Annotated in this window: 26 protein-coding genes; 11 read left to right on the top strand and 15 right to left on the bottom strand. The window is 65.4% G+C overall.

The annotated features are described in order from the left end of the window. Positions 1 to 96 precede the first annotated feature (96 nt). Positions 97 to 1,392, top strand: a complete 1,296-nt coding sequence (gene aceA, locus AC4NN3_RS10935; protein WP_491927128.1) for an isocitrate lyase — start codon at positions 97 to 99, stop codon at positions 1,390 to 1,392. 4 nt (positions 1,393 to 1,396) lie between these two features. Here aceA and AC4NN3_RS10930 read toward each other — a convergent pair whose 3' ends face one another. After that, positions 1,397 to 2,026 carry a DUF1294 domain-containing protein gene (locus AC4NN3_RS10930; RefSeq protein WP_491927127.1) on the bottom strand — a complete coding sequence of 210 codons (630 nt, stop codon included), beginning with the start codon at positions 2,024 to 2,026 and terminating at the stop codon, positions 1,397 to 1,399. A 160-nt stretch (positions 2,027 to 2,186) separates the two neighbouring features. Here AC4NN3_RS10930 and cfa point away from each other — a divergent pair, with 160 nt between their 5' ends. Beyond that, on the top strand, positions 2,187 to 3,302 hold the full coding sequence (gene cfa / locus AC4NN3_RS10925) for a cyclopropane fatty acyl phospholipid synthase (protein ID WP_491927126.1): 1,116 nt from the start codon (positions 2,187 to 2,189) through the stop codon (positions 3,300 to 3,302). 63 nt (positions 3,303 to 3,365) lie between these two features. On the opposite strand, the gene AC4NN3_RS10920 is transcribed toward cfa, so the two are convergent. Then, the gene (locus AC4NN3_RS10920; protein ID WP_491927125.1) at positions 3,366 to 4,889 is read right to left on the bottom strand and encodes a YifB family Mg chelatase-like AAA ATPase; all 1,524 of its coding nucleotides are present in this window, start codon (positions 4,887 to 4,889) and stop codon (positions 3,366 to 3,368) included. Positions 4,890 to 5,071: 182 nt separating this feature from the next. Here AC4NN3_RS10920 and AC4NN3_RS10915 point away from each other — a divergent pair, with 182 nt between their 5' ends. Beyond that, entirely contained in the window at positions 5,072 to 5,911 is an 840-nt protein-coding gene (locus AC4NN3_RS10915; RefSeq protein ID WP_491927124.1) for a glycoside hydrolase family 25 protein, read from the top strand. Between the two features lie 109 nt (positions 5,912 to 6,020). After that, positions 6,021 to 6,143, top strand: a complete 123-nt coding sequence (locus AC4NN3_RS10910; RefSeq protein WP_269802206.1) for a hypothetical protein — start codon at positions 6,021 to 6,023, stop codon at positions 6,141 to 6,143. A gap of 295 nt (positions 6,144 to 6,438) precedes the next feature. Here AC4NN3_RS10910 and AC4NN3_RS10905 read toward each other — a convergent pair whose 3' ends face one another. Next, the gene (locus AC4NN3_RS10905; protein ID WP_491927123.1) at positions 6,439 to 7,071 is read right to left on the bottom strand and encodes a MarC family protein; all 633 of its coding nucleotides are present in this window, start codon (positions 7,069 to 7,071) and stop codon (positions 6,439 to 6,441) included. A gap of 107 nt (positions 7,072 to 7,178) precedes the next feature. Here AC4NN3_RS10905 and AC4NN3_RS10900 point away from each other — a divergent pair, with 107 nt between their 5' ends. After that, positions 7,179 to 7,895 carry an HAD family hydrolase gene (locus tag AC4NN3_RS10900; protein ID WP_491927122.1) on the top strand — a complete coding sequence of 239 codons (717 nt, stop codon included), beginning with the start codon at positions 7,179 to 7,181 and terminating at the stop codon, positions 7,893 to 7,895. Here AC4NN3_RS10900 and AC4NN3_RS10895 read toward each other — a convergent pair. Both AC4NN3_RS10895 and gshB read right to left on the bottom strand, forming a co-directional pair. Continuing rightward, complete coding sequence (locus AC4NN3_RS10895; protein ID WP_491927121.1) at positions 7,892 to 8,272, bottom strand: hypothetical protein; 381 nt, start codon at positions 8,270 to 8,272, stop codon at positions 7,892 to 7,894. The genes AC4NN3_RS10900 and AC4NN3_RS10895 overlap by 4 nt on opposite strands. Then, positions 8,272 to 9,213, bottom strand: coding sequence for a glutathione synthase (gene gshB / locus AC4NN3_RS10890; RefSeq protein ID WP_491927120.1), 942 nt, complete (start codon positions 9,211 to 9,213; stop codon positions 8,272 to 8,274). The genes AC4NN3_RS10895 and gshB overlap by 1 nt, the downstream gene beginning before the upstream one ends. A gap of 180 nt (positions 9,214 to 9,393) precedes the next feature. Here gshB and AC4NN3_RS10885 point away from each other — a divergent pair, with 180 nt between their 5' ends. Beyond that, a complete protein-coding gene (locus AC4NN3_RS10885; RefSeq protein ID WP_491927119.1) occupies positions 9,394 to 10,509 on the top strand; it encodes an endonuclease/exonuclease/phosphatase family protein in 1,116 nt (371 codons plus the stop codon). Here the strand turns inward: AC4NN3_RS10885 and AC4NN3_RS10880 are convergent. Then, on the bottom strand, positions 10,506 to 10,889 hold the full coding sequence (locus AC4NN3_RS10880) for a YraN family protein (protein WP_491927118.1): 384 nt from the start codon (positions 10,887 to 10,889) through the stop codon (positions 10,506 to 10,508). The genes AC4NN3_RS10885 and AC4NN3_RS10880 overlap by 4 nt on opposite strands. After that, complete coding sequence (rsmI, locus tag AC4NN3_RS10875; protein ID WP_491927117.1) at positions 10,858 to 11,745, bottom strand: 16S rRNA (cytidine(1402)-2'-O)-methyltransferase; 888 nt, start codon at positions 11,743 to 11,745, stop codon at positions 10,858 to 10,860. Before rsmI ends, AC4NN3_RS10880 begins: the two co-directional genes overlap by 32 nt. 109 nt (positions 11,746 to 11,854) lie before the next feature. Between rsmI and AC4NN3_RS10870 the strand changes: the two genes are divergently transcribed. Together AC4NN3_RS10870 and AC4NN3_RS10865 are read left to right on the top strand one after the other, a co-directional pair. Then, a complete protein-coding gene (locus tag AC4NN3_RS10870) occupies positions 11,855 to 13,069 on the top strand; it encodes a type 1 periplasmic-binding domain-containing protein (RefSeq protein WP_491927116.1) in 1,215 nt (404 codons plus the stop codon). Between the two features lie 57 nt (positions 13,070 to 13,126). After that, entirely contained in the window at positions 13,127 to 13,933 is an 807-nt protein-coding gene (locus tag AC4NN3_RS10865; protein ID WP_491927115.1) for an MBL fold metallo-hydrolase, read from the top strand. Between the two features lie 12 nt (positions 13,934 to 13,945). On the opposite strand, the gene AC4NN3_RS10860 is transcribed toward AC4NN3_RS10865, so the two are convergent. The 5 genes from AC4NN3_RS10860 to rph all read right to left on the bottom strand — a co-directional run bounded on the left by AC4NN3_RS10860 (position 13,946) and on the right by rph (position 17,091). After that, positions 13,946 to 14,299 carry a hypothetical protein gene (locus AC4NN3_RS10860; protein ID WP_491927114.1) on the bottom strand — a complete coding sequence of 118 codons (354 nt, stop codon included), beginning with the start codon at positions 14,297 to 14,299 and terminating at the stop codon, positions 13,946 to 13,948. Positions 14,300 to 14,407: 108 nt separating this feature from the next. After that, on the bottom strand, positions 14,408 to 15,565 hold the full coding sequence (hemW, locus tag AC4NN3_RS10855) for a radical SAM family heme chaperone HemW (protein ID WP_491927113.1): 1,158 nt from the start codon (positions 15,563 to 15,565) through the stop codon (positions 14,408 to 14,410). Beyond that, positions 15,555 to 16,196, bottom strand: coding sequence for a non-canonical purine NTP pyrophosphatase (locus AC4NN3_RS10850; protein ID WP_491927112.1), 642 nt, complete (start codon positions 16,194 to 16,196; stop codon positions 15,555 to 15,557). The genes hemW and AC4NN3_RS10850 overlap by 11 nt, the downstream gene beginning before the upstream one ends. Next, on the bottom strand, positions 16,193 to 16,378 hold the full coding sequence (locus tag AC4NN3_RS10845; RefSeq protein ID WP_491927111.1) for a hypothetical protein: 186 nt from the start codon (positions 16,376 to 16,378) through the stop codon (positions 16,193 to 16,195). The genes AC4NN3_RS10850 and AC4NN3_RS10845 overlap by 4 nt, the downstream gene beginning before the upstream one ends. Further along, positions 16,375 to 17,091, bottom strand: coding sequence for a ribonuclease PH (rph, locus tag AC4NN3_RS10840; protein ID WP_491927110.1), 717 nt, complete (start codon positions 17,089 to 17,091; stop codon positions 16,375 to 16,377). Before rph ends, AC4NN3_RS10845 begins: the two co-directional genes overlap by 4 nt. A gap of 139 nt (positions 17,092 to 17,230) precedes the next feature. Here rph and hrcA point away from each other — a divergent pair, with 139 nt between their 5' ends. Next, entirely contained in the window at positions 17,231 to 18,301 is a 1,071-nt protein-coding gene (gene hrcA / locus AC4NN3_RS10835; RefSeq protein ID WP_491927109.1) for a heat-inducible transcriptional repressor HrcA, read from the top strand. A gap of 93 nt (positions 18,302 to 18,394) precedes the next feature. Beyond that, entirely contained in the window at positions 18,395 to 18,991 is a 597-nt protein-coding gene (grpE, locus tag AC4NN3_RS10830; protein ID WP_491927108.1) for a nucleotide exchange factor GrpE, read from the top strand. A 77-nt stretch (positions 18,992 to 19,068) separates the two neighbouring features. Here grpE and AC4NN3_RS10825 read toward each other — a convergent pair whose 3' ends face one another. The 3 genes from AC4NN3_RS10825 to pabB all read right to left on the bottom strand — a co-directional run bounded on the left by AC4NN3_RS10825 (position 19,069) and on the right by pabB (position 22,214). Continuing rightward, positions 19,069 to 19,641, bottom strand: coding sequence for a hypothetical protein (locus AC4NN3_RS10825; RefSeq protein WP_491927107.1), 573 nt, complete (start codon positions 19,639 to 19,641; stop codon positions 19,069 to 19,071). A 145-nt stretch (positions 19,642 to 19,786) separates the two neighbouring features. Beyond that, on the bottom strand, positions 19,787 to 20,422 hold the full coding sequence (gene pncA / locus AC4NN3_RS10820; protein WP_491927106.1) for a bifunctional nicotinamidase/pyrazinamidase: 636 nt from the start codon (positions 20,420 to 20,422) through the stop codon (positions 19,787 to 19,789). A gap of 19 nt (positions 20,423 to 20,441) precedes the next feature. Then, positions 20,442 to 22,214, bottom strand: a complete 1,773-nt coding sequence (pabB, locus tag AC4NN3_RS10815; RefSeq protein ID WP_491927105.1) for an aminodeoxychorismate synthase component I — start codon at positions 22,212 to 22,214, stop codon at positions 20,442 to 20,444. A gap of 130 nt (positions 22,215 to 22,344) precedes the next feature. On the opposite strand from pabB, the gene AC4NN3_RS10810 reads away from it, so the two are divergent. Next, a complete protein-coding gene (locus AC4NN3_RS10810; protein ID WP_491927104.1) occupies positions 22,345 to 22,677 on the top strand; it encodes a hypothetical protein in 333 nt (110 codons plus the stop codon). Positions 22,678 to 22,696 lie beyond the last annotated feature (19 nt).

The following is a 22,696-nucleotide window of genomic DNA, read 5'->3' as shown; positions in this document are numbered from 1 at the left end:
CAGGACGGGCCCGCCTAACCCCTTGTTCCACGTGAATCAGCAACACCGCCGGCCCACCGGACCGGCGGAGCCATGTCCAAACCGAGGAGAACCGACATGCTCGACAAGCCAATACTGCCCCATGCCTTCCCCACCCCCGATTATGCGCCCGATCGCTGGCGCCTGATCGAACGGAGCTATGGTCCGGCGGACGTGACCCGGCTGGCCGGCTCGCTGCCGATCCGGCACACGCTGGCCGAGAACGGGGCGCAGCGACTCTGGGAACTGCTCAGAAGCGAGGATTTCGTGCCGACACTGGGGACGTTTACCGGCAACCAGGCGGTGCAGCAGGTCAAGGCGGGGCTCAAGGCCATCTACCTTTCCGGCTGGCAGGTGGCGGCCGATGCCAATAGTTCGGGCAATATGTATCCCGACCAGAGCCTTTATCCGGTCGACAGCGTGCCCAGCGTGGTCAAGCGCATCAACAAGGCGCTGCAGCGCGCCGACCAGATCCAGACCATGGAACAGGCCGAGGGCGTGGCCACCACCGATCTCGACTTCTTCGTGCCGATCATTGCCGATGCCGAAGCCGGCTTTGGCGGCGCGCTCAATGCCTTCGAGCTGATGAAGGCGATGATCGAGGCGGGGGCCGCGGCGGTGCATTTCGAGGACCAGCTGGCCAGCGAGAAGAAATGCGGCCATCTGGGCGGCAAGGTGCTGGTGCCGACCAGCCAGTTCATCCGCACGCTCAATGCGGCGCGGCTGGCGGCGGACGTCATGGGCGTGCCGACGCTGATCATGGCGCGCACCGATGCCGAGGCAGCCCGGCTGATCACCTCCGATATCGACCCCTATGACGCGCCCTTCGTCACCGACGAGCGCACGCCGGAGGGTTTTTACAAGCTCAAGGGCGGCATCGATGCGGCCATTGCCCGGGGCATTGCCTATGCGCCCTATGCCGACCTGATCTGGTGCGAGACCTCAAAACCGGACCTGGCCGAAGCGCGCAAGTTCGCCGAGGCGGTGCGCAAGGTGCATCCCGAGCAGATGCTGGCCTATAACTGCTCGCCCAGCTTCAACTGGGCCAAGCATATGGACGAGGCGGCGATGGCGTCGTTCCAGCGCGAGATCGCGGCTATGGGCTACAAGTACCAGTTCATCACGCTGGCGGGCTTCCATAATCTGAGCCTGACCACATTCGAGCTGGCCCGGGCCTACAAGGAAGAGGGCATGGCCGGCTACAGCCGGCTGCAACAGGCGGAGTTTGCCGCCGAAAAGCACGGCTTTTCCGCCGTGCGGCACCAGCGCGAGGTGGGCACCAGCTATTTCGACGCCGTCGCGATGGCCGTCAGCGAGGGCAAGAGTGCGACCACGGCCATGAGCGAAAGCACCGAAACGGCGCAGTTCCACTAGGCGCCTAGGGCAGGGCGACGCTGACCCAGCCCAGGGCCAGCGCCGCCAGGCCGATGACATGGACCAGGGCGATGGCCCAGGTGGTGGCGACAAAGCGCGGCTTGACCGTCTTGTGGCGATAGACTTCCTGGGCCGCCAGGCCGCCGATAATGCCGAAGCAGAAATCGACGACATGCAGGTTGAGCTCGCTGACGCGCCACCGCCCGTTGAGCGCGTAAAGCTTGTCGAAGCGATAGAGTAGCGCCGAGGCGGCGCCCATCAGGGCATAGGTGCCGCCCAGCCAGACCGGCACCCGGTGGGTGCCGATGGCCAGCAGGATCAGCAACGTCATCATGGTGGCGGCGGCGGTGCGCAGGCCCACCTTGTAGCGCGACACCGCACCGGACGGCCGCTTGATGTCGGCCATGCTGCGCTCGGTCAGCGGCGCGGCGGTGGCCACCGCCACATTGATCGCCGCCGGGCGGCCATTGCGGCCGGTGGCAATGTCATAGGACAGCAGGTCGCCGATGCGCGGGCGCGACTGGCCCTCGGCCAGCTTGGAAATATGGACATAGAAGTCGTTGCCGGCAGCATCGCGCACGAAGCCGAAGCCACCCTTGTTGTTCCACTGCACCAGTTCGCCAGAGCGCCGCATAGCATCCTTCGTATATCAGCCGGCAAGCCGGGCGGCGGCGTCAACGCGGTCTGCGCGGGGGCTTGATTGCGCGCGTTGTCCGGCGTTAGGCTTGGGCCATTGCTGTCTGCCAGTCATTGCGTCGAATTGCCGAGCGGTTCAACCATTCATTGCCGTTGCCATGTCAGAATCTGCCAAGCGTTTTGTCATCAGCCAGCTCGAGCGGACGGGGCTCGTGCCCAACGGCCCCGATCCCGCCGATCCGCAGATCCATAATGAGGCCCTGTGGGGCAGGGTGCTGCGCGACGGCACGCTGGGACTGGGCGAGGCCTATATGGATGGCTGGTGGGATGCCGCAGCGCTCGACCAGTGCCTCTTCCGGCTGATCCGGGCCGATGTGCAGAAGGCCTTTCCCAAGGATCTGGCGGTGATGTGGAGCCTGGCGCGGGGCAAGCTGCTCAACCTGCAGCGGCGGCGCGTCACCGAGGTGGCCGAGAAACACTATGACATCGGCAATGACCTCTACGCCGCCATGCTGGACAGGCGCATGATCTATTCGTGCGGCTACTGGAAGCACGCCAGCGACCTGGACGCCGCGCAGGAGGCCAAGCTCGACCTGATCTGCCGCAAGATCGGGCTGGCGCCGGGCATGCGCATTCTCGATATCGGCTCGGGCTGGGGCGGCTTCCTGCAATTTGCCGCCGAGCGCTATGGCGTCTCCGGCGTCGGCGTCACCGTCTCCAAGGAACAGGCGGCGCTGGCCAATGCGCGCATGGCACATCTGCCGGTGGAAACGCGGCTGCTCGACTACCAGGCGCTCGACGGCAGCTTCGACCGCATCATCTCGATCGGCATGTTCGAGCATGTCGGCTACAAGAATTACCGGGCCTATTTCGAGAAGGCAGCCAACCTGCTGGTGCCGGACGGGCTGATGCTGCTGCACACGATCGGCGGCCATGCCAGCACCACCCATGGCGACCCCTGGAGCGAGAAATACATCTTCCCCAATGGCATGCTGCCCTCGGTCGCGCAGATCGGCCGCGCCATAGAGGGGCTGTTCATGATGGAGGACTGGCACAATTTCGGCGCCGACTACGACACTACGCTGATGGCCTGGCTGGCGCGTTTCGAGGCCGCCTGGCCGCAACTGGCCAGCCGCTACGACCAGCGCTTCTACCGGATGTGGCGCTATTATCTCAACGTCTTTGCCGCCTCGTTCCGGGCGCGCCAGATCAGCCTCTGGCAGGTGGTGCTCTCTCCCAAGGGCGTGCTGGGCGGCTATGGCAGCCTGCGTTGAGGCCGATTCACGTGAAACACTTATGCACAGCTTGTGCACAGAGGGCCGCGGGCGCCGGCTCGTTCATGCCGGCCCCAGATTGAGCCGGTAGCTCAGCGCTTCGGCGATATGCGGGCGGGTGACGGGGTCGCTCCCGGCCAGGTCGGCCAGGGTGCGCGCCACCTTGAGCACGCGGTGATAGGCGCGGGCGGAGAGGTTGAAGCGTTCGGCGGCCGCCAACAAGAGAGTCTGGCTTTCGCGGTCCGGATTGACCAGTTCCTCGATCAGGCTGGGGCCGGCAGCGGCATTGGTATGCAGGCTTGTGGCGCCGTGCTCGAGGAAGCGCTGGCGCTGCCGGTCGCGCGCGACAGCCACCCGGGCGGCGACAGAAGCCGAGCTTTCGCTGGCTGCTGCCGGCGCGATCATGTCCGCCGCCGTGACCGCGGGCACGTCGATGCGGATATCGATGCGATCGAGGAAGGGGCCGGAAACGCGGGCCTGGTAATCGTGGGCGCAGGCGGCGCCGCGGCGACAGGTATGGCCAGGCGTGCCGGCCAGGCCGCATTTGCAGGGGTTCATGGCGGCGATCAGCTGCACGCGGCTGGGATAGGAAATGCGGGCATTGGCCCGGGCAATCACGGTCTCGCCCGATTCGAGCGGCTGGCGCAGGCTGTCGAGCACGCCGGGGGCGAATTCGGGCAGTTCATCGAGGAACAGCACGCCATTGTGGGCCAGGCTGACCTCGCCGGGGCGAACCCTGAGCCCGCCGCCCACCAGGGCGGCCATGGAGGCGGAGTGATGCGGGGCGCGGAACGGCCGGCGGTCGGAAATCGCCCCGCCGACCAGTTCGCCGGCAATCGACTGGATCATCGAGACATCGAGCAGTTCGCGCGGATTGAGCGGCGGCAGGATGGAGGGCAGCCGCGCCGCCAGCATGGACTTGCCGGCGCCGGGCGGGCCGATCATCAAGAGGTTATGGCCCCCGGCCGCGGCGACTTCGAGCGCCCGTCGCGCCACCAGCTGGCCGCGCACCTCGCTGAGGTCGGGCAGGGCAGCGCCGGGCACGTGCCGAGCCGGCAGCGGGCGGGGCGCGCGCTGGTGGCCGGTCAGGTGATTGGCCAGAGCCAGCAGGCTTTCGGCGGCAACGATGTCGAGGTTCTCGCCGGCCCAGGCGGCCTCGGGACCGGAAGGAGCGGCGCAGATCAGCCCCAGCTCGCGGGACTGGGCGGCGATGGCGGCCGGCAGCACGCCGCCGACATGGGCGAGCCGCCCGTCCAGCCCCAGTTCGCCCAGCGCCAGATAGCCATCGAGCGCATCCTGGGGAATGGCGCCGATGGCCGCCATGACACCCAGGGCAATGGGCAGGTCGTAATGGCTGCCTTCCTTGGGCAGGTCGGCGGGCGCCAGATTGACGGTGATGCGCTTGGGCGGCAGGCCGATGCCGGAAGCGAACAAAGCGGCGCGCACCCGCTCGCCCGATTCCTTGACCGCCTTGTCGGGCAGGCCGACCAGGATGAAGTTGGCATTGCCCGGCGCAATCTGCACCTGGACGTCGACCGGCACGGCCTCGATACCCTCAAATGCAACGGTGGCGACACGGGTGACCATGCCTGTTCCCTCTGAGCCCGCTGGCAAATCTAGCAAAGCCGGTTCCGGCAAACAAGAACGTAGAGCGAACGAAAAATGGCCTGTTAACCACGGCAGCTGCCACAAGGGTTAACCTAAGCTTCCATTAACCGCGACATGTTGATTGAAAGACAGGTTCCCGTTCCGCGTAGAGTGCTGCCCTCATGAAGTTCCGCCGTCCTTTTCCCTCGTCCGTCACGATCGCAAAGGGTGTGCTGGGGGCGCTGCTGGCCGGCATTCTGATCGCCTGCTCCTCGGGCGGCGGGCTCTATGGCCCGATCCAGGGCGACAACCGCCCCCATGCCGGGGTCGACCGGGCGCGCGGCATGCCGGTGCAGGGGATCGACGTGGCGCGTTACCAGGAAAACATCGACTTCCGCGCCGCCTTCCAGTCCGGCATCCATTTCGTCTTCATGAAGGCGACCGAGGGCAAGGATTACATCGACCCCAATTTCCGCAGCAACTGGGCCCGGGCGCGCGAGGCCGGCATGCCGCGCGGCGCCTATCACTTCATGGCCTGGTGTTCGCTGGCCTCCGAACAGGCCGCCTGGTTCGCCGCCAATGTGCCCAATGATCCCGATGCCCTGCCGCCGGTGCTCGACCTGGAGTGGAATCACCTGTCGAGCTGCAAGGCCAAGCCGAGCCGGGCCGATGCGCTCGAGAAGATCCGGGTGATGCTGGACGCCATGGAGCGGCATACCGGCAAGCTGCCGATCATCTATACCGACATGACCTTCCACCGCGAAGTACTGGAAAACGAGTATTTCCCCAATGCGTTCTGGCTGCGCTCGACTGCGGCCGAGCCGCATGAGCGCTACAGCAACCGCACCTGGACCTTCTGGCAGTGGACGCAGACCGGGGTGGTGCGCGGCGTGCGCGGCGAGGTCGACCGCAACGCGTTCTATGGCAACCAGAATGACTGGCTGACCTTCCTGATGACCGGCTGCGATCCGCGCGCCATAGCCAGTCTGGCGCCAACCGGGCGTTGCCTGCCGTCCAAGTAGGCCGACGTGCGAACCAGCGGGCAAGGCAGGCCTTGCCAGCGCTGGGGGGCAGGGCTAGCGTCAAACGGTATTGATGCGGGTCCTGTGGCCCGCACTGAGGAGACAAGCGATGGCCAAGGGTCAGATGAAGAGCAACAAGGAAGCCAAGAAGCCCAAGAAGGACAAGGTGGCTGCCGTCAAGCAGGTCACCGGTCTGGGTTCAGGCAGCGCCGGCAATTCGGCCAAGAAGTAGGTCTGCGGAAGATTGGGGGGCGGTCGACGGGGTCGATCGCCCTTTTTGCCGACCAGCGCCGGGCCGGCATGCCGTATTCAGCCGCCGCTGCTCATCGGCGGCAGCAGGATTTCCGAGCGTGGCGCCGCCACCGAGCCGGCATTGGCAGCGCAGAGCGCCAGAATCAACAGGGTCAGGACGACGGCAATTCGCATGAGGGCACCTTGCGTTGCGGCAGGTCCGTTGATTTGAACCGATCGACCCGCCCGGTCAACGCCGGCCTTAAGACTTGCTTAACGCTGCCGACCCGGTCGCCTCAGGCGCCAAACAGCGCGCTGGAGCGGATGCCGTCAAAGACGAACTGCACGGCCAGGGCCGCCAGCAGGATGCCGACGACGCGGGACACCACGGCCAGGCCGGTGACGCCGAGCAGGCGCTGGATGGGAATGGCCAGCAGCAGCGTCAGCCAGGCCAGGAACAGAATCACCACCACCGCGGCCAGCACGGCCCAGAACTCGGCAGGCGACCGCGTGCCCGTGCTCAGCAGGATCACCGCGCTGATGGCGCCCGGTCCGGCCAGCAGCGGCATGGCCAGCGGGAAAACGGCGATGTCGTCGCGCGAGCGCGCCTCGACCTCTTCCTCGTCGGTAATGTCGGTGCCGCCGGAATGGCGGGCAAACACCATGTCGATGGCGATCAGGAACAGCAGCAGGCCACCCGCGGTGCGCAAGGCCGGAATGGTGATGCCGAAGACACCCAGAATGCCGTTCCCCAGCACGGCAAACAGCAGCAGGATGACGCCGGCTATGATGACGCCGCGGGTGGCGAAGGCAAAGCGCTGCTTGGCGGTATTGTGCTTGGTCAGCGCGGCAAAAATGAAGGCGATATCGGCCACGCCCACCGTGGCAAACAGGGTGGCAAAGGCGGCCAGGAAGGTCGTGGTGGGCATGACGCTGCTCCGGTTTTCTCCCTTCTACGGCATTTGCGACACGCGGCCAACCTTGCCAGTTGCAGTCGCCGCTCCTAGGGTCGGGGCTGATCAGCCGGAGCCTCGAGATGCGTGAAACTGGCGAAATCCGCGGCATCCTGTTCGACAAGGACGGCACGCTGATCGACTTCAACCAGACCTGGCTTTGCATCATCACCGCTCTGGCCCATCAGGCCAGCGGCGGGAATGACAGCGCCGCACGCGTGCTGATAGGGCAGGGCGGCTATGACTGGAGCCAGCAGAAATTTGTCGGCGGTTCGGTAGTGGCGGCCGGCACGATCGAGGATCTCGTCGATCTCTGGCACCCGACCTTGGCCGGGTCCGAGCGGGCCGCCCGTATCGCCGCCTATGACGCCGTCGCGGTCAGCGAGGGCAGCCGCCGGGCCGTCGGCATTGGTCCTTTGAACGAAACGCTGACCGCGCTGGGGCAACGCGGCCTGCTGCTGGGGATTGCCACCAATGATTCGCTGGCCGGCGCGCGGGCCACGGCCGCAGCGCTGGGGGTGAGCGCACACTTTGCCAGCATTATCGGCTATGATTGCGTGGCCCGGCCCAAGCCCTGGCCGGACCAGCTGGCGCTGTTTGCCGCCCGCACCGGCCTGCCGGCCAGCGCCATCGCCATGGTGGGGGACAACAGCCACGATCTCGACATGGCCCATGCCGCCGGCGCCGGGCTGGCCATCGGCGTGCTGTCGGGAAACAGCACGTGGGCAGAGCTCGCGGGGCTGGCCGATATCATCGTCGACAGCATTGCCGACCTGCCGACGCTGTTTGCCGGCGCCTAGAGCAGCCGTGCCAGCGTCGCCAGGCCGGCCAGAGCGAGCAGGGCCAGGGCATCGAGCCAGCCGCGCGAGCGGCCGAGCCAGGCCGGCCTTGGCCGGGTGGTGGGCAGGAAGCGGACCAGCCAGAGCGCGCCATAGAGCACCCAGACGCCAAAGAAGGCCACCATGACCAGATCGGCCCAGCCGGACCGGTTGAAGCCGACCATGATGCGGGTGATGCCGGCGCCGAGCAGGATGACCAGCAGATAGGCGCCGGTCATGGCGGCGGAATTGCGCCAATAGGGCAGGGTCAGCGTCTGGCTGGCCGGCTGGTTGCGTCGCCAGCGGCGGAACAGAAACCAGGACAGGGCCGCCAGGACCAGCCCGGCCAGCAGCGCCATCAGGCGCGGCGCTTTTCGATGGCGTCCCAGATCAGCACGGCGATGTCGGGGCCGCCGAAGCGCTTGATCTCGCGGATGCCGGTAGGGGAGGTGACGTTGATCTCGGTGAGGTAGTCGCCGATGACGTCGATGCCGACAAAGATCATGCCGCGCTCCTTGAGCGCGGGGGCGATGGTGGCGCAGATTTCCCGCTCACGGGCGGTCAGGGCGCTCAGTTCCGGTCGGCCGCCGACATGCATGTTGGAACGCGCCTCGCCATCGGCAGGGATGCGGTTGAGCCCGGCCACCGGCTCGCCATCGACGATGATGATCCGCTTGTCGCCCTTGCGCACGTCGGGCAGATATTTCTGGATCATGAAGGGTTCGCGGTAATTCTGCTCGAACAGTTCGAGCAGGCTGGCCAGGTTATGGTCACCCTCCTGGATGAAGAACACGCCGGCCCCGCCATTGCCGTAGAGCGGCTTGACGATGATATTGCCATGCTCGCGGCGGAAGGCGTGGATCATGGCCCGGTCGCGCGTCACCAAAGTGGGCGGCATCAATTCGGGGAATTCGGTGACGAGGATCTTTTCGGGCGCATTGCGCACGGCGGCGGGCGGATTGACCACCAGCGTCTTGGGGTGCAGCCGCTCGAGCATGTGGGTGAGCGTGATATAGTTCATGTCGAAGGGCGGATCCTGGCGCATGTGGATCACGTCCTGGGTCGACAGATCCACGCGGCTGGCCTCGCCCAGGGTGAAGTGCTCGCCCCTGGGCTTGTCGAAGACCTCGATCGGGGCTGCCAGCGCGCTCACCACATTGTCGCGCAGCGCCAGGGTATCGGGGGTATAGTGCAGCAGCTTATGGCCGCGCGCCTGCGCCTCGAGCATCAGGGCAAAGGTGGAATCGCCATTGGGGTTGATGGTGGCGACATGGTCCATCTGGACCGCGACTTTGAGCATTTATGCCCCCTGGCTATGGGATTTCGACACACGCCCCAAGGGGCACCATGACATGACCCGACCCGCCCTTCGGCGCAAGAGCTTTCGGGCAAGGCTCGTCCCTGCCGGGCAGGGATTGCCCTGACTGCCCATTGTCACATTGCGGGCGCATGATGGGTCTGCTGGCAATGGGAGGACAGCATGAAGATCGCAGCATTCAATGTGGAAAATCTGTTTGACCGGCCACGGGCGTTCAACCTCGACGACCCTGCCGAAGGCGCGGCCATTGCCGACGCGGTGGCCGAGCTCAACCGCCTGATCAACAAGGACGACTACAGTGCCGCCGACAAGGCGCGTATGCTCGAGCTGATCATCGAGCTCGAATTGACCGAGCCCAATCCGCCCTTTGCCATCTTCCGCAAGATCCGCGGCACGTTCTGGAGAAAGCCCAAGAATGCCGCCCTGCAGATCGTCGCCGACCACCGCGCCGACTGGGTGGGCTGGGTGGAATTGCGGACCGAGCATAACAATGCCCGCGCGGTGATGAATACGGGCAGGGTGATCCAGGCGGTGGCGGCCGATATCCTGGCGGTGGTGGAGGCGGAAGACCGGGTGGCGCTGCTGCAGTTCTCCGATCAGGTGCTCAAGAAACTGGGCGGCGAACCCTATGACGAGGTCATGCTCATCGATGGCAATGACACGCGCGGCATCGATGTCGGACTGATGCTGACCAATGGCTATTCGGTGGGGCTGATGCGCAGCCATATTGCCGACATGCTGCCCAATGGCGAGCGGGTCTATTCGCGCGACTGCCCCGAATTCGAGGTGCTGACGCCGGGTGGGGAAGCCATCTGGGTACTGCCCAACCATTTCAAATCCAAATATGGCGGCAATGACCAGAGCTCGGCCAACAAGCGCATGGCCCAGGCGCGACGGACCGCCGAGATCTACCAGCGGCTGCGCAGCGAGGGTCAGGACAAGATCGTGGTGCTGGGCGATCTCAACGATCCGCCCGATGCCGCCGCGCTGCAGCCGTTGCTGGCGGGAACCGACCTGCGTGACGTTTCGGAACATGCTCGGTTCTCGAGCGGCGAATTTGCCGGCAAGGGCACCTATGGCCTGGGCAATGACAGCAACAAGATCGACTACCTGCTGCTCTCGCCGGCTTTGTTCGACCGGGTGACGGCGGCCGGCCTGTTCCGGCGCGGTGCCTGGCCAGGCTCGCGGCCACCGCGCTGGGCAGTGTTCCCCGAGCTCGAAAAGCCGATCCATGCCGCCAGCGACCATCATGTGATCTGGGCCGAGATCGCCGACTAGGCGCCAAAGGCGTTGACCAGGTGATAGGGCCAGCGCCAAGGCACGAGAAAGATCACGTCGAAGCGCCGGTCGCCTGCGGCCCGACTGGGGTTGCGGGACAGCCAGTGGTCCGCCGCCCGGACGATGCGGCCCTCATTGATGGATTCGAGGGTATCGAGCAGGCTTGCGGCCTTCGCGCGCGCCTTGACCTCGACAAAGACGATGGTGCCCCAGCGTTCGGCGATGAGATCGATTTCCCCCAAGGGCGTTTTGTAGCGCCGGGCCAGGATGCGGTAGAATTTGAGTCGCAGATACCAGGCGGCCAGCGCCTCGCCGCGGTGGCCGCCGCGATAGGCGGCGATGCGCGCCTTATTGCCGGGCTTTAAGGGCGAGCGCGGCATCATAGACATCCTTGCGCTTGAGCTTGTATTGCGCGGCGATGGCGTCAACGGCGGCGCGCAGCGGCTGGTCGGCCATCGCAGCCCCCAGCGCGGCCTGCCAGTCGGCCACCGCGGGGGCGGCTGGCGCGGCGGCACCGGCCACCACGACCACCGCCTCGCCCTTGGTCTCGGTGCCGGCAAACTCGGCGGCGAGCGCTGCCAGGGTGCCGCGATGGACGCGCTCGAAGCGCTTGGTCAGTTCCAGTGCCACGGCAGCCTGGCGATCACCAAGGACCTCGGCCATGGCAGCCAGGCTATCGTCGAGCCGGCGCGGGCTTTCGTAGAACACCATGGTTTCACGTGAATCGCTGAGCGCCTTGAGCGCATTGAGGCGGGCGCCGGCCTTGGGTGGCAGGAAGCCGTGAAAGGCAAAGGCGTCGGTGGGCAGACCGGCCACGACCAAAGCCGAGAGCAGAGCCGAGGCGCCGGGAATGGCAAAGACGGGCAAGCCGGCTTCGGCCATGGCCCGGATCAGCGGGAAGCCGGGATCGGAGAGCAGCGGCGTGCCGGCATCGGAGATCAGCGCGAAACAGCCGCCGGCGGCGATGCGGGCGACGATGTCGTCGGCCTTGGCCCGCTCATTGTGCTCGTGCATCGCGATGCGGCGGGTGCGGATGCCATAGTGATCGAGCAGGCGGGCCGACATGCGGGTATCCTCGCACAGCACGGCGTCGACGGCGGCCAGGGTTTCCAGCGCCCTTATGGTGATGTCGCGCAGATTGCCGATCGGGGTCGCCACGACATAGAGGCCGGGGGCGAGCGGGGGCGCGACAAAGGTGGTGCCGGCGATGAAATAGCCGGGGGTTGGATCAGCCATGCGCGACGGTTTCCTGGCAACAAGAGGGCATTGAGACTTGGTTAAGCAATTGCGACCAGAATGTTAACATACTGTTCGCAATTTACGGCCAAAGGCGACGTTAGATCGAATGGCAGGTGATGGCATAGCACGGGTGCTGGGCGCCGTCGGCCTGTTGGTACTGGCCGGCTGTTCGCCGATCCATATTGCCTCGCGCACCATCGATTTCGGCTTGGGCCCGAGCCAGCAGGCCCCGGCCAACCCCGCCCTGACGCCACTGACACCGACCGGACCCAGCCAGCAATTCGGCCGCGGCCCGGTACAGGTGAGCCTGCTGCTGCCGCTGAGCGGGGATCCGGGCCTTGCCGCCGTCGGGCAATCGATGGCCAATGCCAGCCAGCTGGCCATGGCCTTTATCGAGGCCAATCCGAACATTGCGGAAAATACCACCATCACGCTGCGCGATACCGGCGGCTCGGTCGCCGGCGCGACGGCCGCCACCAGCGCGGCCATCGCTGGCGGCGCCAAGCTGATCCTGGGGCCGCTGCAGGGCGATGCGGTGATGGCGGCGGGCGCCGTGGCCCGCTCGGCCGGCGTGCCGCTGATCGGCTTTTCCAACAATCCAGGCGCCGCCGTGCCCGGGGTCTATCTGCTCAGCGTGTTGCCGGACATGGAGATGAAGCGGGCGCTCGACGCGGTCAAGGCCGCCGGCAGGCGCGGCGTGGCCGGGGCCTTTCCGGGCTCAGCCTTCGGCCAGGCGCAGCAGGCCGCCTTCCGGCAACAGGCCATGCTGGCCGGCTTCGCGCCGAGCGCGGTCTATACGTTCAGCAGCCCTGCCGAGGCGGCCCAGATCGTCGCCCAGGCCAAGCCGCTGATCGACAAGGGGATGATCGATACGCTGTTCCTGCCCGACCGGGCGAGCGCGCCCGGCTTTGCCGCGGCGCTGGCCCAGGCCGGGGTCAGCCCGAGCGCTGTGCAGATCGTCGGCTCGGCCGACTGGCAGGGCGATACCACGATCCTGGCGACCCCGGGCCTGGCGGGCGCGATCTATCCAGCGGTCGACCCGGCCGGCCTGGGCGCGATCCGGGCAGACTACCAGGCGCGCTTTGGCGCTGCGCCGCACGCTCTGGCGACCCTGGCCTATACCGCAACGATCCTGGCCAATGTGAACACGCTGTCGCTGGCCAATCCGCCCTATGGCGCGGCACTGCTGACGAGCCCGACCGGTTTTAATGGCCGCGACGGGGTGTTCCGCTTCCGCGCCGACGGGCGCAGCGACTATGCGCTGGCCATCATGCGCGTGGCGCCGGGCGGCGCGGTACAGGTCGAGGGCGCAAAGCTCTAGCAGGGTATTTTCCCGTGTCCGCCGTCGTGTAATCTGGGCCCGAACCGGAGATGTCCGATGACCGTCTGGATCTGCAAGACCTGTGGTGCCCAGCACCCCCCTGGCGATGCGCCACCGCCTGGCTGCGCCATCTGTCTGGACGAGCGGCAATATGTCGGTGCGAACGGGCAGGAATGGCTTGCTCGCCACAGCCTTTGTGCCAGTCATGCCAATGACTGGCGCGAGGTCGAACCGGGACTGAGCGGCATTGGTCTCGTGCCCACCATCGCCATCGGCCAGCGGGCGCTGCTGGTGCAAACGCCGGATGGCAATGTGCTGTGGGATTGCGTGCCGATGCTCGACGACACCACCGCGGCGCGCCTGCTGGCGCTGGGCGGGGTCAAGGCGATATGCTTCTCGCACCCGCATTTTTATACCGGCATGGTGGAATGGAGCGAGGCGCTGGGCGGCGTGCCGATCCGGCTGCCCGAGGCGGACCTGGCCCATGTGATGCGTCCCAGCCCGCTGATCGAACCCTGGAGCGGAGACCGCCTGGACATCCTGCCCGGCGTCACCGTGCATCGGCTGGGCGGCCATTTTGCGGGCAGCAGCGTGCTGGAATGGGGTGCCGGCGCCGATGGCCAGGGGGCGCTGCTGGTCGGCGACACCATTCAGGTCGTCCCGGCCGCAGGCTGGGTGAGCTTCATGCGCTCCTATCCCAACCTGATCCCGCTGCCGGCCCACACGGTGCGGGACATCGCCGACCGCGTGGCTGACCTGGCGTTTGACCGGATCTATGGCGGCTGGTGGGACAAGGTCATTGCCAGCGACGCCAAGGCCGCGGTGGCCCGCTCGGCCGCACGCTATATTGCAGCTCTGGTCTAGCTGCCTTTGCGGTCAATGCCGCGTTTGATCAAGCTGGTTTGCCAGAATGTGCTCAACCGCGCGCGACAAGAGCTGCTCGAATTCTTCGACCTGCGCCGGGGACGCCCCGAGTTTGGCCAGGTGTGGCGCAGAGGTCCGGATACCCGCCACGTATTCGGCTAATTGCTGCTCGAACGCGCCGGTGACAAAGACGTCATAATCCAGTTGGGGCGCACAATCGCACGCACGCTCACGCTTCCGAACGCTTGACCTGGCGGGATACCGCACCGCCATTTCCGGCGGCATGATGATCGGCACATAGAGAAGCTTGCAGTCAAATTCTGCAAGGCCACTGTCTTGGAACAAGGTGTTGAGAAGCGGCTCCACAGCCCGCCGGCACCTCTGTGCCGCGGGGGTGGCCAATTTGTAAATCTCGAAAGAGGCCAAGAAAAGCACCGCGTCCCCCGAGCTAGTCCTTGCCGACCGCCTAAATGTCTAAGCTGCCAGGTCGGCGACCACCGCGTCGAGCACCGGCCAGCCGCGGTCGGTGACGCGCAGATTGCCATTGGGCAGGGTCTCGACAAAACCATAGCCCTTGAGCGCGGCGATCTGGGCCGGGTTGATCTGGCGGCCCGACAAAGCGGTAAAGCGGGCCGGGGAAATGCCCTCCTTGAGGCGCAGGCCCATGACGAGGAACTCGTCGCCCTGCTCCTCCCAGGTCAGCACATCGTCCACCACCATGCCATGGCCCTTGGCCAGCACGTGCTTCTGCCACTCGAAGGGCAGTTTTTCGTCGGCGGTGGCGTGGCGCTGGTTGTTGATCATCAGCCGACCATGGGCGCCCGGGCCGATGCCGGCATATTCGCCATAGCGCCAGTAGAGCATGTTGTGCTCACTCTCCTGGCCGGGGCGGGCATGGTTGGAAATCTCATAGGCCGGCAGGCCCGCTGCCGCGGTCAATTCCTGCGTCATTTCATAGAAATCGGCGGCCAGGTCCTCGCCGGGAATGGTGAGCTTGCCGGCGGTCTGCAGGTCGAAATAGCGCGTGCCCTGCTCGATGGTGAGCTGGTAGAGGCTGATATGGCCCTGGGCCATCCAGAGTGCTTCCTTGAGCTCGTCTTCCCAGTCCTCAAGCGTCTGGCGCGGCCGTGCATAGATCAGGTCAAAGCTTGACCGCTCGAACACCGATTGCGCGACGCGCACGGCGGCCACGGCCTCCTCGACCGAATGACGCCGGCCCAGTTCGGCCAGGGGGCCGGGCCGCAGCGACTGTACGCCGAGCGACACGCGATTGACGCCGGCGGCGCGGAAACCACGGAAGCGATCGACCTCGACGCTGGTGGGATTGGCCTCGAGCGTGATCTCGGCCTTGGGCTCGACGGTCCAGTGCCGGGCAATGGCGTCGATGATCCGGGCCGTGCTCGACGGCGACATCAGCGAGGGCGTGCCGCCGCCGAAAAAGATCGATTGCACGACGCGACCGGGCGCCAGCTGGGCGGCATAGGCGATTTCGCGCTCATAGGCGGCGACATAGCCATCCTCGTCAAAAGCGCCGCGATGGACGTGGCTATTGAAGTCGCAATAGGGGCATTTGGCCGCGCAGAAGGGCCAGTGCACATAGACCCCGAACAGATCGTTGGGGTTATTTTTCAATCTGGGCCTCGTAGAACTGCGCGAAGGCGCGGGCGCGGTGGCTGAGGCCGGGCTGGCCGGGGGCCCAGGAATGCTTCATCTCGGCCGGCATCTGGCCGAAGGTGATGTCAAAGCCCTTGGGCATGAAGACCGGGTCATAGCCATGGCCGACCGCGCCGCGGGGCGGCCAGACCAGGGTGCCCTCGACCTTGCCGACATAGAGCACGTCGCGGCCATCGGGATGGGCCAGGCACATGGTGGCGTTGAACGAGGCGCCTCGGAGGCCGGGCGAGGTGGCATTGGCGGCCTGCAGCGCATCTTCGACCCGCTTCATGGCGTGGTTGAAATCGCGCGGCACGCCGGCCCAGTCGGCGGTATAGACGCCCGGATCGCCATTGAGCGCGTCAACGCAGAGCCCCGAATCATCGCTGAGCGCCAAGAGGCCGGTGGCCTGGGCGGCAGCGTGGGCCTTGAGCCGGGCATTTTCTGCGAAGGTCGTGCCGGTCTCTTCCGGCTCGGGCAGGCCGAGCTCGCCGGCCGAAACTATGTCGAGACCGAAAGGCTCGAACAGCTCGCGGAATTCGGTGAGCTTGCCCGCATTGTGGGTGGCCAGCACCAGCCGATCGCCCGAACGCAGGCGGGGCAGGCTCATTTGCCGCTACCCATCTTGGAGGTGTTCATGGTCGTGTTCATGGTCGAATTCTTGGGCTTGGCATCGAGTGCCCGGGCCACGTCGCGCCAGAGCGCGCAGTTTTCCGGCGAGGCCTGCCGCTGGGGGCCAGCCTGACGGGCGACCGATTTGCCGGCAACGAGCTTTTTGAACCAGGTGATCATGCTGAAAGCGCCGCTTGCTGGAGAAGGGTAAGGTCGGCAATGCCCTGTTCGGCCAGGGACATCAGAGAATTGAGTTCATCGCGGCTGAAGGGAGCCTGTTCGGCGGTGCCCTGGATCTCGACGAACTTGCCGCTGCCGGTCATGACGAAATTGGCGTCGGTATGGGCCTCGACATCCTCGAGATAGTCGAGATCGAGCACGGGGGCGCCGCGATAGATGCCGCAGGAAACCGCGGCGACCGAATCACGCAGCGGGTTGGAACGGGTGAGCTTGCGCTCCTCCATCCACTTGATGGCGTCGACCAGCGCCACATAGGCGCCGGTGATGGCCGCGGTGCGGGTGCCGCCATCGGCCTCGAGCACGTCGCAATCGAGGGTGATCTGGGCTTCGCCCAGCGCCTGCATGTCGACCACGGCGCGCAGGCTGCGGCCGATCAGGCGCTGGATTTCCTGGGTGCGGCCGGTCTGCTTGCCGGCAGTGGCCTCGCGGCGGTTGCGGCTGCCGGTGGCGCGCGGCAGCATGCCATACTCGGCGGTGACCCAGCCCTGGCCCTTGCCGCGCAGCCAGCTTGGCAGGCTGGTTTCGACCGAGGCGGTGACCAGTACCTTGGTATTGCCGAACGAGACGAGGCAGGAGCCCTCCGCCTTCATGGCGACGTTGCGTTCGATGGCGACGGCGCGCAGCTGGTTGGGTTGACGTCCGGAAGGCCGCATCAGTTTTCCACTTGGCAATTGCTGTTAACCGCCTCTTAACCCTCCTTGAGCCTGCTCACAAGCCGCGGGCGCTTGGCGGATGGCAGCAATGCGCCTAAATGAGTGACCACAGTTAAAGCGGACGATTTTAGCAAAAACCATGAGCCAGCTGCCGCAAGACTTTCTGAGCGTGCTCAATGCCCGCAGCCAGGACATTTTCCGCCGCATCGTCGAGCGCTATCTCGATACCGGGGCGCCGGTGGGCTCGCGCGATCTCAGCCGCATGCTGCAGGGCGGGCTGTCGCCGGCCTCGGTGCGCAATGTCATGGCCGATCTCGAAGATCTCGGGCTGATCGCGGCGCCGCATACCTCGGCCGGCCGGGCGCCGACGCAGGAGGGGCTGCGGTTTTTCGTCGATGCCATGCTCGAAGTGGGCGCGGTCAATGAAAGCGAGCGCAGCCAGATCGCCCAGTCTATCCAGGGCCAGAAGGGGCAGGTCGAGGATGTGCTGACGGAAGCCAGCCAGCTGCTCAGCGGGCTCAGCCATGGCGCCGGCGTGGTGATCGCCACCAAGGCTGACATGGTGCTGCGGCATCTCGAATTCGTGCGGCTCGATTCGACCCGGGCCATGGCCATCCTGGTCGGCCAGGACGGGCAGGTGGAAAACCGCATCATGGAGACGCCGCCGGGGCTTACCGCCAGCGCGCTGACCCAGGCGGGCAATTTCATTGCCCATCACGTGGTGGGACGGACCCTGGCCGAGGCGCGCAAGGTGCTGGCGGCGCAGCGGGCCGAGCAGCGGGCCGAGCTCGACGAGCTGACGCAGAAGCTGGTCGATGCCGGCATTGCCACGCTCAGCCAGAGTTCGCCCGCCAGCGCGCCGACCGTCATCGTGCGTGGAAGAGCCAATCTACTCAACGACACCATGGCATCAGACGAATTGCTGCGCATGCGGCAATTGTTCGACGAGCTCGAAAGCAAGGACGGGCTGCTCGAACTGCTCGGCGATGCCGACAAGGCGCAGGGCGTGCGCATCTTCATCGGCTCGGAGAACAAGCTGTTTTCCCTCTCGGGCTCGTCGGTGATCCTGAGCCCCTACAAGGATGCCAATGACAAGGTCGTGGGCGTCTTGGGGGTGATCGGGCCGACCAGGCTCAACTATGCGCGCATCGTGCCGGTGGTGGATTACACCGCCCATGTCATCACCGCGATGATGGCGCGCAAGCGGTGACGCGGAGGCCTATCGGCGCAGGCAGGGTTGAAATCACCCCGATATTAGCCGATATGCGGATCAAATCCTTTGGTATGTGCGGAAACAGCAATGATGAGCGACGAGAACGCCGCCTCAGGCGAAGTGCCTGAAGTCGAAGTCCCGGTTGAACAGACCGATGAGAACATCGAGAGCATCGATCCGACCGTGGCCCTGCGGGCGGAAAACAGCGAGCTCAAGGACCGCGTGCTGCGCACCGTTGCCGAGATGGAAAACCTGCGCAAGCGCACCGAGCGGGAAGTCAGCGATACACGCACCTATGCCATTGCCGGCTTTGCGCGCGACATGCTGAGCGCCACCGATGCGCTGAGCCGCGCGCTGATGATGCTGCCGCCCGAAGCCCGCGATTCGGGTGACGCGACCACCAAGACGCTGATCGAAGGCATCGAGATGGCCGAGCGCGAAATGCAGCGCCTCCTGGCCAAGCATGGCGTCAAGCCGATCGAGGCGGAGGGGCAGAAATTTGACCCGCACCGGCATCAAGCCATGTTCGAGGTCCCCGATCCCAGCAAGCCCGAGGGCACGGTGGTGCAGGTGGTGCAGGCTGGCTTTGCCATCGGCGACCGCATCCTGCGCCCGGCCATGGTCGGCGTCGCCAAGGGCGGCCCGAGCCACGCGCCGGCTGACGAAGCGATCGACAAGAGCGTCTGATCTGACTCAGCCACCATCAGCGTTTCACGTGAATCCCCGCGCCAGCGGGGATTTTTTTATGGGCAGGGAAAGCTGGCTTACCGTGCCTTCTTTGACATCCCCTTTGGCATCTTCCAAGTCGCCTTGAATATCAGGAGGTTGATACCGACTTCGAGGTCAAGCGAATCCGCGAACAAGCCTCTGTTGAATGCCAGCCGATAGTCTTCTACGGCATCAACAAGTGATGTCCCGCTGATGACCGCCTTCCTTATCGCGGTGAAAAGGTGATTAAGCGGCTTGAATGCCAGCGTTCCGTCGTCTTTGCCCGAATAGCCGTGCAGATCGATCAAGGCCCAGGGTGAATGACTTGGATCAAAAGCGGAAAGGCTATTGTTCAAGAAAAGCAGCTGCGGCGGCGCAATTATTTCCCGCTGTTGTTTACTCCAGGGGCGAGCGATGACTGCGTCGATATCCTTTTGCTCAAGTCCATCGTGCGGCAGCTTTATCCGGATATGTTTGCCAAGCGACTTGTCGAAGGCATTCAGGACCTCAAGCAATGGCTTTGTCCGAACGGAGTCGGTGCTGTAGGCGGCATTAAGCAAAACCCAAAGTTCTGGGACCACGCCGCCGCTGCCGCCGGCAAACTCACCGCTGCGTTCAACGTAATCCATTTGGCGTCCCTCGCTGTGTACGCCACAATAACAAAATAGACTGCCACACGCAAAGCACAGCTAGAGGCCTGAATTGTACGAAGAATGCCCGCTATCGCCTTGGAAGCAGCATTTGCTGATACGACTCTGGTCTTCTGCGGCTCTACTATCCCAGGATTTCCCGGCTCATCACCCGCTCGACACCGGCCTCTGCCATGTCCGCCCAAGCCCTTTCGAGGCTGCCATCATTGTCGATGGCCCGCGTGGCATCCTCGATGACGGTGACGTCAAAGCCGGCGGCCGCGCCATCGATGGCAGTCCAGCCGACGCAATAGTCGGTGGCCAGTCCCACCACATAGAGCCGGCCGAGATCGCGCTCATTGAGATAACCGGCCAGTCCCGTCAGCGTCTCGCGGTCGGCTTCCTGGAAGCCGGAATAGGAATCGATGGCGCGGTTATAGCCCTTGCGCAGGATCAGCTGGGCTTGCGGAATGTCGAGATCGGCCGAGAGCGCCGCGCCATGGCTGTTCCAGACGCAATGGTCCGGCCAGAGCACCTGGTTGCCATAGGAAAGGTGCACCGTCTCGAAAGGGACCTTGCCGGGATGCTGGCTGGCAAAGGAGATATGGTCGGCCGGATGCCAGTCCTGGGTGCAGACGACATGGGTGAACTTCCTGGCCAGGGCGTTGATCAGCGGCACCACGGCATCGCCATCGGCCACGGCCAGGCTGCCGCCGGGCAGGAAGTCATATTGCACATCGACCACGAGCAGCACGTCGCGCGGCGAAATTTCGATGGTCATGGCTTGCCTTCCCAAAATATCAAATCTGCACCCATTGTGCATGCATAAGCCCACGCACCGAATTGCCCAGCCAGACTGCCTCGGCGGACTCAAGGTCGGCAAGCGTCAAAACCGCTTCCTGCGCCTTGCCCTTCGCGAGCAGCTCGGCGCGCAGCGTGCCGGGCAGCAGGCCCGACGTCAGGGGCGGTGTCAGCAGCATGCCGTTCCGTTCGACAAACAGACTGGTGATCGAGCCCTCGGTCAGCTCGCCGCGCTCGTTGCGGAACACCACCTCGTCCACGCCATGTTCCGTCTGGGCCCGCTGGCGCGGGGCGTCGTAGAAATCGCGATTGGTCGTCTTGTGCACCAGCCAGAGGCTCTGGCTGTCGAGGCGGTCATCGGCGATCATGAAGCGGAAGACCGGCGGATTGGGCGGCAGCGGCACCGCGGTCAAAGCCGGGCCGCTTGCGTCGAGGGTCAGACGGACCCGCATGGGCTGGGTGAAGACCTGGGCGTCAAGCAGGGCGTCGATCGCGGCCAGATCGCAGGGCAGGTCGAAAAAAGCCGCCGAGGCGGCCAGGCGGTCGAGGTGACGCTGGCGCAGGGCATAACCCGATTCGGGCGTCCAGAGCAGGGTCTCGATCAGGGTGACCGGATCGGGGGGATTGGTGAAGAAAGCCATTTTGAGCAAAGCCTCGCGATATTCATCCTCGGCCGTGCTGTCGGCGACCACGCCGCCGCCAATGCCGATTCTGCCGCGTCCTTGAGCGTCGATGATGGCGGTGCGGATGGCGACGTTGAATTCCAGGTCGCCACTGGGCGCCACGTAGCCGATCGAGCCGGTATAGACGCCGCGCGGACCGGCCTCGACATCACGGATGATTTCCATGGCGCGCAGCTTGGGGGCGCCGGTGATCGAGCCGCAGGGAAAGAGGTTTTCCAGCAGGGCCGTGGTGCCGATGCCGGGCCGCGCCGTCGCGGTAATGCCCGAGGTCAGGGTATGGAGGGTGCGGTAGGTTTCGACGGTGAACAGGTCGGTGACCCTGACCGAGCCGATCTCGGCAATGCGGCCCAGATCATTGCGCAGCAGATCGGTGATCATCAGGTTTTCGGCGCGGTTCTTGGGGTCGGCGGCCAAAGCGGCGCGGCCGGCCTGGTCTTCGGCAAGGCTGCGGCCGCGCTTGCGCGTGCCCTTCATCGGCCTTGCGGTGAGCTGGTCACCCCGGCGGGCGACGAAGAGTTCGGGCGAGCGCGACAATATCCAGTGCTCGCCGGTATTGAGCAGGGCGCCATAGGCTGCCTGCTGCTGGCGAACCAAGGCCAGATAGAGCGCGACCGGATCGCCCTCGAGCCGGAACTCGGCCGGGAAGGTGAGGTTGACCTGATAGGTGTCCCCCGCCGCAATCAGGGCTTTGACCCGCTCGAAGGCCCTGGCATATTGCGCCAGGCTGAGGCTGGGGACGATATCGCGGGCGCGGCCGCTGCGGGTGCCGACTAGATCGGCCAGATAGGCAGCGGCGGCGGCGGCATCGAGCCGCTGCGGGGCCTCATAGAGGCCGAACCACAGCAGCGGCGTTGCGCTGCGCGCGGGCAAGAGAGCGGCCAGGCGCTCCTCAAAGACCAGGCCTGCCTCATAGGCCAGGTAGCCAGCGGCCCAGAGGCCCTGGCGCTGGGCCTGCTCCAGTCGGGCCAGCGCGGCGCGCACGCCATCGGCGTCATGGGCCACGAGCATCGCGCCTGGTGCAGTGAACAGCAGGCTGGTCGCGCCCGGATTGAGCGTATCGTGCAGCAGGATGGAGCCGGGCGTGAACATGGCGTGGTTCTAGGGCTTCGCAGGCGCAAAGAAAAGTGCGCCGCCCGGCGCGGGCATCTTGATTAATTCCTGCCGCTGAAGATAGTGCGGTGCCGGCCGCCGATGCGCCCGGCTTTGGGGACATTTTGTCATGAATACCTTCCTGAAGGGCAGCCTTGTCGCCCTGGTGCTGCTTGCCGGTGCCGTGCCGGCCCTGGCCGAGACCGTCGAGTTCACGCTGATCAATGGCAGCAGCCAGTCGCTGCATTATTTCTATACCAATCCCAGCAATATGGAGGAGTGGGGTGACGACCTGCTCGGTCCGGACGGCACGCTGGAGCCCGGCGAGCAGGGCACCGTCACCATCGGCGATGGTTCGGACCAGTGCGAGTATGATTTCCGCTTCGAGACCGGCGAAGGCGCCATCCTTGAAGTCATGGCCGTCGATATCTGTTCGCTCAACAGCTACACGCTGCAGGACTAGGCCTTACGCGGGACCGGCC

Source organism: Devosia sp. MDV22-iso42 (assembly GCF_058629155.1).
This window is presented reverse-complemented; position numbering and strand designations above follow the sequence as displayed.

Excerpts from the sequence above, each read along its gene's own strand:
- aceA (WP_491927128.1), top strand. The coding sequence starts at position 97 with ATGCTCGACAAGCCAATACTGCCCCATGCCTTCCCCACCCCCGATTAT.
- AC4NN3_RS10930 (WP_491927127.1), bottom strand. The coding sequence starts at position 2,026 with ATGCGGCGCTCTGGCGAACTGGTGCAGTGGAACAACAAGGGTGGCTTC.
- cfa (WP_491927126.1), top strand. The coding sequence starts at position 2,187 with ATGTCAGAATCTGCCAAGCGTTTTGTCATCAGCCAGCTCGAGCGGACG.
- AC4NN3_RS10920 (WP_491927125.1), bottom strand. The coding sequence starts at position 4,889 with ATGGTCACCCGTGTCGCCACCGTTGCATTTGAGGGTATCGAGGCCGTG.
- AC4NN3_RS10915 (WP_491927124.1), top strand. The coding sequence starts at position 5,072 with ATGAAGTTCCGCCGTCCTTTTCCCTCGTCCGTCACGATCGCAAAGGGT.
- AC4NN3_RS10910 (WP_269802206.1), top strand. The coding sequence starts at position 6,021 with ATGGCCAAGGGTCAGATGAAGAGCAACAAGGAAGCCAAGAAGCCCAAG.
- AC4NN3_RS10905 (WP_491927123.1), bottom strand. The coding sequence starts at position 7,071 with ATGCCCACCACGACCTTCCTGGCCGCCTTTGCCACCCTGTTTGCCACG.
- AC4NN3_RS10900 (WP_491927122.1), top strand. The coding sequence starts at position 7,179 with ATGCGTGAAACTGGCGAAATCCGCGGCATCCTGTTCGACAAGGACGGC.
- AC4NN3_RS10895 (WP_491927121.1), bottom strand. The coding sequence starts at position 8,272 with ATGGCGCTGCTGGCCGGGCTGGTCCTGGCGGCCCTGTCCTGGTTTCTG.
- gshB (WP_491927120.1), bottom strand. The coding sequence starts at position 9,213 with ATGCTCAAAGTCGCGGTCCAGATGGACCATGTCGCCACCATCAACCCC.
- AC4NN3_RS10885 (WP_491927119.1), top strand. The coding sequence starts at position 9,394 with ATGAAGATCGCAGCATTCAATGTGGAAAATCTGTTTGACCGGCCACGG.
- AC4NN3_RS10880 (WP_491927118.1), bottom strand. The coding sequence starts at position 10,889 with ATGCCGCGCTCGCCCTTAAAGCCCGGCAATAAGGCGCGCATCGCCGCC.
- rsmI (WP_491927117.1), bottom strand. The coding sequence starts at position 11,745 with ATGGCTGATCCAACCCCCGGCTATTTCATCGCCGGCACCACCTTTGTC.
- AC4NN3_RS10870 (WP_491927116.1), top strand. The coding sequence starts at position 11,855 with ATGGCAGGTGATGGCATAGCACGGGTGCTGGGCGCCGTCGGCCTGTTG.
- AC4NN3_RS10865 (WP_491927115.1), top strand. The coding sequence starts at position 13,127 with ATGACCGTCTGGATCTGCAAGACCTGTGGTGCCCAGCACCCCCCTGGC.
- AC4NN3_RS10850 (WP_491927112.1), bottom strand. The coding sequence starts at position 16,196 with ATGAGCCTGCCCCGCCTGCGTTCGGGCGATCGGCTGGTGCTGGCCACC.
- AC4NN3_RS10845 (WP_491927111.1), bottom strand. The coding sequence starts at position 16,378 with ATGATCACCTGGTTCAAAAAGCTCGTTGCCGGCAAATCGGTCGCCCGT.
- rph (WP_491927110.1), bottom strand. The coding sequence starts at position 17,091 with ATGCGGCCTTCCGGACGTCAACCCAACCAGCTGCGCGCCGTCGCCATC.
- hrcA (WP_491927109.1), top strand. The coding sequence starts at position 17,231 with ATGAGCCAGCTGCCGCAAGACTTTCTGAGCGTGCTCAATGCCCGCAGC.
- grpE (WP_491927108.1), top strand. The coding sequence starts at position 18,395 with ATGAGCGACGAGAACGCCGCCTCAGGCGAAGTGCCTGAAGTCGAAGTC.
- AC4NN3_RS10825 (WP_491927107.1), bottom strand. The coding sequence starts at position 19,641 with ATGGATTACGTTGAACGCAGCGGTGAGTTTGCCGGCGGCAGCGGCGGC.
- pncA (WP_491927106.1), bottom strand. The coding sequence starts at position 20,422 with ATGACCATCGAAATTTCGCCGCGCGACGTGCTGCTCGTGGTCGATGTG.
- pabB (WP_491927105.1), bottom strand. The coding sequence starts at position 22,214 with ATGTTCACGCCCGGCTCCATCCTGCTGCACGATACGCTCAATCCGGGC.
- AC4NN3_RS10810 (WP_491927104.1), top strand. The coding sequence starts at position 22,345 with ATGAATACCTTCCTGAAGGGCAGCCTTGTCGCCCTGGTGCTGCTTGCC.